Annotated in this window: 5 protein-coding genes and 1 pseudogene; 3 read left to right on the top strand and 3 right to left on the bottom strand. The window is 63.1% G+C overall.

Annotated elements, in window-relative coordinates; genetic code table 11:
* Positions 1-56: 56 nt before the first annotated feature.
* Positions 57-914: a 3-keto-5-aminohexanoate cleavage protein gene (locus E5W87_RS17810; protein WP_292400076.1), complete on the bottom strand. Its 858-nt coding sequence runs from the start codon at positions 912-914 to the stop codon at positions 57-59.
* A 94-nt stretch (positions 915-1,008) separates the two neighbouring features.
* Between E5W87_RS17810 and E5W87_RS17805 the strand changes: the two genes are divergently transcribed.
* The gene (locus E5W87_RS17805; protein ID WP_292400074.1) at positions 1,009-2,331 is read left to right on the top strand and encodes an aspartate aminotransferase family protein; all 1,323 of its coding nucleotides are present in this window, start codon (positions 1,009-1,011) and stop codon (positions 2,329-2,331) included.
* 12 nt (positions 2,332-2,343) lie between these two features.
* Here E5W87_RS17805 and E5W87_RS17800 read toward each other — a convergent pair whose 3' ends face one another.
* Positions 2,344-3,216 carry a MurR/RpiR family transcriptional regulator gene (locus tag E5W87_RS17800; protein ID WP_292400071.1) on the bottom strand — a complete coding sequence of 291 codons (873 nt, stop codon included), beginning with the start codon at positions 3,214-3,216 and terminating at the stop codon, positions 2,344-2,346.
* Positions 3,217-3,333: 117 nt separating this feature from the next.
* On the opposite strand from E5W87_RS17800, the gene E5W87_RS17795 reads away from it, so the two are divergent.
* Complete coding sequence (locus E5W87_RS17795; protein WP_292400068.1) at positions 3,334-4,317, top strand: TAXI family TRAP transporter solute-binding subunit; 984 nt, start codon at positions 3,334-3,336, stop codon at positions 4,315-4,317.
* 157 nt (positions 4,318-4,474) lie between these two features.
* A complete protein-coding gene (locus tag E5W87_RS17790) occupies positions 4,475-6,976 on the top strand; it encodes a TRAP transporter permease (RefSeq protein WP_292400084.1) in 2,502 nt (833 codons plus the stop codon).
* Between the two features lie 46 nt (positions 6,977-7,022).
* Here E5W87_RS17790 and E5W87_RS17785 read toward each other — a convergent pair.
* Positions 7,023-7,640: pseudogene (locus tag E5W87_RS17785) on the bottom strand (zinc-binding dehydrogenase); the annotation flags it as partial.

Genomic DNA, 7,640 nt, shown 5'->3' with positions numbered 1-7,640 from the left:
GTTCTTCAATCGCCTCAAAATCTGTCTGCGGAGCGCAACCGTAAACCTGAGCAAAGCTAGCGTTGGATCGACCAAGCGGCGCGCAGGTCGTTGGCTTGGGCGGTCCGGACGCCGCAAGCGGTCAGGGCGCATTTGGTTGCGGTTACGAGCGCGGCATTGTCCCTGGCGGTTGTGCCGTCGGCGAGAGCAAAATTGTTCTCGAAGCCGACGCGGACATGGCCGCCCAGCAGCGCACCGGCCGTAACGGAGGCGGTTTCTTCCCGACCGAAGGCGCAGACCATCCAGTGCGCAAAGCGCGGACGCTCATGTGCAAGGAAGGGAAGCAGGTCGGTCGGCCGCGAAACCTGTCCTGGCGTGTAGCGACCGAGCACATAGAGCACCGGAATGTCGTCGAAAGGCACCAGCCCCCGCTGTTGCATGGCGGCTAGGGCCGACGCCTCTTCGGGCGCGTAGAGGATCATCTGAGGGGCGATGCGCTCGCTCTTCAACCACCAAAGGAACTCCGCGAAAGCGGTCTCATGGGCCGCGCCTGGCACCAGTTCGCGCAGCGCCAGCGAAACCGCCTCGGGGCGGGTAGCGCGCACCACCGCCATCTGCTCGGCCGGTTGGTATCGGCCGACCGCTTCGCTGGTAATCTGGATGATCAACCGCTCACCCACCACATCACGTATCGCTTTCGACGTCTCGCGATAGGCATGCGCGTCAAGAAGATGGCCGCCGTCGCGATCGCGGACATGGACATGGATCATGGCGGCGCCCGCCTCGAGGCAGGCGGCGGCGGTCCGGGCCAATTCCTGGGGGCCAATCGGCAGGGCAGGGTGGTCTTCCTTGCCACGCCGTCCACCATTCGGCGCAACGGCGATCGCCGTCGGCGCGATGAGTCCGGGGCCGGTCACGTCCCTATCGACAGTCATAGATGCAGTCCAATTGTTTCACTATTGCGGACTCTGTAACACATGTTGCATGATAGGTTCACTCCAAAACGAGCCATCGTCAATCGAGGACAGCATGACACACATCCTGCATCGCCAGATCCATGCGACCCTGCCCGTCGCGGCTGGCGGCAAGGGTATCGAACTCTTCGACCGGGATGGCCGCGCCTATATCGACGCGTCAGGCGGCGCGGCGGTTTCCTGCCTCGGCCACAGCCACCCCGACGTGACGGCCGCGCTCCACGCACAGGCCGACAAGCTCGCCTATGCCCACACCAGCTTCTTCACCAATGAGCCGGCCGAGAGATTGGCCGACAGACTCGTCGCCGGTGCGCCGCAAGGCATAAGCCACGTCTACTTCGTGTCCGGCGGCTCAGAGGCTGTGGAGGCGGCACTCAAGATGGCACGGCAGTTTTTCGTCGAGACTGGTAGGCCCGAGCGGCGAAACGTCATCGCCCGCCGCCAGAGCTATCACGGCAACACGCTTGGCGCTCTCGCTGCCGGAGGCAATGAGTGGCGCCGCGCCCAATTCCGCCCATTGCTGATCGACACGCATCACATCGACCCATGCTATGCCTACCGCTATCAGGAAGCCGGTGAGAGCGAGGAGGCCTACGGCCTGCGCGCCGCCCAGGCGCTCGAGGACAAGATTCTCGAACTTGGTGCGGACACTGTGATGGCCTTCGTCGCGGAACCTGTCGTCGGCGCGACAGCGGGGGCAGTGCCCGCCGTTTCCGGCTATTTCAGGCGCATCCGCGAAATCTGTGACCGCTATGGTGTGCTCCTCATCCTCGACGAGGTGATGTGCGGCATGGGCCGCACCGGCACGCTGCATGCCTGCGAGCAGGACGGCGTCGCGCCCGACCTGATGACAATCGCCAAAGGCCTAGGCGGAGGCTATCAGCCCATTGGTGCGGTGCTGCTGTCGCGCCGCATCTTCGAGGCTTTCGCCGAAGGCTCCGGCTTCTTCCAGCACGGCCACACCTATATGTGCCACCCGATGGCCTGCGCGGCGGCGCTCGCCGTCCAGGAAGTGATCGCTCGCGACGATCTGCTCGCCAATGTTCAGGCGATGGGAGCGCATCTTTCGCGGCGACTGAGCGAACGGTTCGGCAATCACGCCCATGTCGGCGACATTCGCGGGCGCGGCCTTTTCATGGGTGTGGAGCTGGTCGAGGATCGCTCGACCAAGGCGCCCTTTGACCCGAAGTTGAAGCTCAATGCTCGCGTCAAGCGCGAGGCGATGGCGCGCGGCCTGCTCGTCTATCCCGCGGGAGGCACGATCGACGGCGTGCGCGGCGATCATGTGCTGCTTGCGCCGCCCTTCATCATAGACGCCTCAGCAATCGACGCGGTTGTCGAACGGCTCGGCGACGCGATAGACGCTGCGGTGGCATAGCGCCTGCGCTCCTCATTCCGGCAGATAGGCCCCGAACGCCTGTAACTCCAGTTCCGTCTCCCTGACACGAGCCGCGGCGGCCGGCCCGCTGCGCGCCAGCATCGTTGCCGCCAGCGCTTCCACGATAGCCATAGCTGCGGTTACCGACGGGAAGAAGGAGGGGCTGTCGGTAGAAAATCGCAAGGTAACGTCGGCATGCCGCGCGATCGGAGCAGCCATGCTGTCGGCGATCGCGACAATCGGGACGCTGTGTCGTTGTGCAGCCTCCACCACCGGCCCGAGTTCACGCGAATAAGGCAAAAAGCCGATCGCGACGACGGCGTCCCTCTTTCCGAGCGCTGCGAGTTCCGCCTCGACCGCACCGCCGTCGCCGCCGAGCAGCGTGATCTCGCGCCGAAACATCCGGCAGAGATAGACGAGCGCGTGGGCAGGCGCACGGCAGCTTCGGAACCCGGCGACGCGTATGTGCTGCGCCTTCTCCAGTATCATGCAAGCCCTTGCGATTTCTTCGCTGCCGTTGAACGATTCGGCCGCCGCCAGATTGGCCACCGTCGTCCTCAGCGATTCCGCGAAGATCGCCTCCGACCCGCGCTTGACAAGCGCGTCGGCCCTTGCCGCGAAATGCGCCTTGCCGGAGCGTAGCCGGTCCTCGAACGGCTTACGCAGCGCCGCCCAGTCGCCAAAGCCTAGCCGCCGCGCCAGTCGCACGAAGGTCGTTGGTGTCACCTCTGATCGGGAGGCCAGCACCCGCATAGAAACCAGCGCCACCTCGTCGGGATGATCGACCAGGAATCGCGCCGCCTTGCGCAGTTCTAAGCTCAGTTCGGGGAGTTCGGATAGTATGCGCGCCAGAAGCACGTCGAAACCCATCTCCCGCGTATTCATTGTAACAAGTATTTCCCTTGATTGATAAAGCGCAACAATCGTAGCATGTATCGACGTGCCTTGACACTAACACACCGGACGGCCGCGACGGCACGCAAAGTACCAAGGGAGAACCAGATGAAACATGCCCGGATTGCACGCCATGGAGCGCAGATTGCCGCCTTGTCGGCCGCGCTGCTGTTTTCGGCCAGCGCAATGGCGCAGCAGAATTTCGTTACCATCGGCACCGGTGGCGTCACCGGCGTCTACTATGCCGCCGGCGGTGCTATCTGCCGCCTGCTCAACAAGGATCGCAAGACACACGGCATCCGCTGCTCGGTCGAATCGACCGGCGGATCGGCATTCAACGTGAACACGATCAAGGAAGGCGAACTCGACTTCGGCATGGCGCAGTCCGACGTCCAGTTCAACGCCTATAAGGGACTGGAATCATTCAAGGACGGTGGCGCCCATTCCGACCTGCGCGCGGTCTTCTCGATCCACCCGGAGCCGTTCACGGTCCTGGCGCATCCGAATGCCGGCGTGACGAAATTCGAGGACTTCAAGGGCAAACGCTTCAACGTCGGCAATCCCGGTTCCGGAACGCGCTCTTCCATGGAACGTCTGCTCGGAGCGATGGGCTGGACGTTGGCTGACTTTTCGCTCGCATCGGAGTTGAAGGCTGACGAGCACGGCCCGGCGCTCTGCGATGGCAAGATCGACGGGTTCTTCTACGGCGTCGGTCATCCCTCAGCGAACATCCAGGATCCGACGACCATCTGCGGTGCCAAGCTGGTGCCGTTGACTGGAGATGTCGTGGACAAACTTGTCGCCGAGAATCCCTACTACGCCAAGGCGATCATTCCGGGCGGTCTATACGCAAACAATCCCGACGATACCGGGACTTTCGGTGTGCTCGCCACGCTGGTCACTTCGGCCAAGGTTCCCGATGAGAGCGTCTACCAATTGACCCGGGCGGTGTTCGAGAACTTCGACGAATTCAAGTCGTTGCACCCGGCCTTCGCCAATCTTGATCCGGCCAAGATGGTGTCGGAGGGGAATTCCGCGCCGCTGCATCCGGGCGCTGAAAAATACTTCAAGGAGAAGGGCTGGCTGAAGTAGGCTTCGTAATCTGACGACACGTCCGGCGGACCCGCCGGGGCCATCCGCAACGGGACGCGTCATGAGCGAAGTTAAAGAACAACCGGCCGGCGTCGATCTCGAAGAGCTCGAACAACTTGTCGCGGAGGCCGATACGGGTGGCCGGCATCCGGGCGGAATAGTCGCTCGAATCCTGCTCTGGGTTGCAGTTGCATGGTCGCTTTTCCAGCTCTGGTACGCTTCGCCTTTGCCGTTCGTGTTCGGCTTCGGCATCCTCAATGATACGGAAGCGCGCGCTATCCATCTCGGCTTCGCGCTGTTTTTGACATTCCTGGCCTATCCGGCGCTGAGATCCTCGCCCCGCGATCGTGTGCCGCTACTGGACTGGGTGCTGGCCGTGGTCGGCGGATTTGCCGGCGCCTACCTCTTTCTCTTTTACGTCCAGCTTTCCGGACGACCGGGCCAGCCGACCACGCTCGATCTCGTCACCGGCACCGTTGGCATCCTGTTGCTCCTCGAGGCGACTCGCCGCGCTCTCGGCTTTCCGATGGTGGTCGTGGCGTGTATCTTCATCTTCTACACCTTTGCCGGCCAGTACATGCCGGATGTGATTCAGCATCGCGGCGCATCACTCAACAAGTTTCTCAACCATCAATGGCTGACCACCGAAGGCGTCTTCGGGATTGCACTTGGCGTGTCGACGAGCTTCGTCTTTCTCTTCGTCCTGTTCGGCACGCTTCTGGAAAAGGCAGGCGCCGGCAACTGGATGATGCAGATCTCCATCGCGCTGCTCGGCCATTTGCGCGGCGGCCCGGCGAAAGTTGCCGTGGTCTCATCGGCCCTCAATGGCGTCGTGTCCGGCTCGTCCGTCTCCAATGTGGTTTCAGGCGGCATCTTCACCATCCCGTTGATGAAGCGCACGGGCCTTTCCGGCGTCAAGGCGGGCGCCATCGAGGCCGCGGCCTCGATCAACGGCCAGATCATGCCGCCGGTCATGGGCGCGGCCGCCTTCCTGATGGTCGAATATGTTGGCATTCCTTATTCGGAGATCGTCAAGCACGCGCTGTTGCCGGCGGTTTTTTCCTACATAGCACTGCTCTATATGGTTCACCTCGAAGCGATAAAGATGGACCTGAAAACGATCCCGCAGCGTCGGACGCCGGCAAGAGAACGAATGCTGCGGATGGGGCTGGGACTGTCGGGCAGCATTCTCGCCGTCTGTATCGTTTATTACGGCATCGTTGCTATCCAGACTGTCTTGGGTGGGACCGCGCCGCCGGTGCTCGCAATCGCGGGCGTGGCTCTCTACGTCGCCTCCGTCTGGTATTCCTCTCGCTACCCGGACCTCGCACTCGACGATCCGAACGCGCCGATCCTGGAATTGCCGCGCGCCTGGGACGTCACGCGAACCGGACTCGACTTCCTCATCCCGATCGCCGTGCTTCTGTGGTGCCTGATGGTCGAGCAGATGTCGCCTGGCCTCTCGGCGTTCTGGGCAACGGTCTCGATCCTCGGCATCGTCGTGACGCGCAAGCCGCTGATGGCAGTATTCCGCCACGAAGACCTCGCATCCTCGGTGCGTGCCTCTTGGGACGACCTGATCGACGGGCTGGCGCTCGGCGCCCGCAACATGATCGGCATCGGTATCGCCACGGCCACCGCCGGCATCGTCGTCGGCACGATCACGCTGACCGGTCTCGGCCTGATGATGACGGAACTCGTCGAATTCATCTCCGGCGGCAACGTCATCCTGATGCTGATCCTGATCGCCGCGATCAGTCTTGTGCTCGGCATGGGTATTCCGACCACCGCAAACTACATCCTGGTCGCCACGCTGATGGCACCGGTCGTGGTCGATCTCGGCGCGCAGGCCGGATTGCCAATCCCGCTGATCGCGGTCCACCTCTTCGTCTTTTACTTCGGTATCATGGCCGACATCACCCCGCCCGTTGGGCTGGCGGCCTTCGCAGCGGCGGCGATTTCCAAGGAGGATCCGATCGCCACTGGTTTCCAGGGCGCACTCTATTCGCTGCGTACCGCGATCCTGCCGTTCGTCTTCATCTTCAATCCGACGATCCTGCTGATCGGAGTCGACACCTGGCCCCAGACGATCTGGGTCGCTACCGTGTCGCTGATTGCAATATTGCTGTTTTCGGCCGCGACGATGAACTGGTTCGTGACGAAAAGCCGTCTGTGGGAAAGTGCAGCCCTGCTTCTCATCTGCTTCACGCTGTTTCGGCCGGACTGGTGGCTCAATCAGGTGTCGCCGCCCTACGAAGAATTGCCGGCGAGCGAGTTCCTGTCGGCGGTCGGGCAGGCGCCGGCCGACGGCCGCATCAATTTCGTCGTCGAGGGTGTCGACCTCATGGGCGAAGATGTACGCAAGACCGTCAACGTGCCGCTCGGCGATCCAGGCGAGCCGCTGGAGCGGCTGCGCGACATCGGCCTTACCATCACGCAAGCGGGCGACGCGCTGATGATCAGCAATGTCGATTTCGGCTCCTACGCCAAGCGCATCGGGCTGGATGTCGGATATGACGTCGTGGCCGTGCTCAAAAAGGCCGACCAACCCTCGAGCCTCATTCCGATCGGCCTGGCGCTTGCTGCGGCCGCCGGCGTTGCGGCTCTCCAGTTTGCGCGGGCGCGCAAGCAGGCGGAGGAAGGCGAGGCGGCGCGCTGAGTCTGGAACGGTTGATAACAGCTGGCGGCAGGCGCCGGGAAAACCCTCAGTCGGCGGTCAGCACGACCTTGACGCTCTGCGAACGGTCGGCGGCCAGGCGAAATGCATCGCGGGCCGAGGAAAGGGGGCGTTCGGCGGTCACCAGCTTCAGGACGTCTATGTCGCCGCCGACGATGAGATCGACCGCTTGGTTGAATTCTGCGCCGAAGCGGAACGTGCCTTTCAGGTCGATTTCCTTGGCCATCACAGCATTAGCCGCCACCGGGATCTGACCACCCGGAAGATTGCCGACCTGAACGACCGTGCCGCCGCGTCGGACGCTGGCGATCGCCGCCGCGAGGCCCGCTGCGGATCGCCTTGTCGGACGCGAGCGCCTTGAGCTCCTCGTCGCCACCGAACAGGTCGATCGTCCTGTTTGCTCCAAGTTTGCTGGCGAAGGCAAGCGGCGCCTCTGCGATGTCGACGACGGTGAGTTCGCCACATCCCTTGAGCCTGGCGGCGAGCATAGTCAGAAGCCCGATGGGGCCGGCGCCGAACAGGACGACGTTGCAGCCGGCTATGTCGCCGGCCCGTGCCACGGCGTGCAGGCTGACGGCGAGCGGTTCGGCAAGTGCCGCCGCCTGGTAGGCGACATCGTGCGGGACCTTGACGCATTGCGCGGGCG

This window comes from Mesorhizobium sp. (assembly GCF_004962925.1).
Lineage (GTDB): Bacteria > Pseudomonadota > Alphaproteobacteria > Rhizobiales > Rhizobiaceae > Mesorhizobium.
This window is presented reverse-complemented; position numbering and strand designations above follow the sequence as displayed.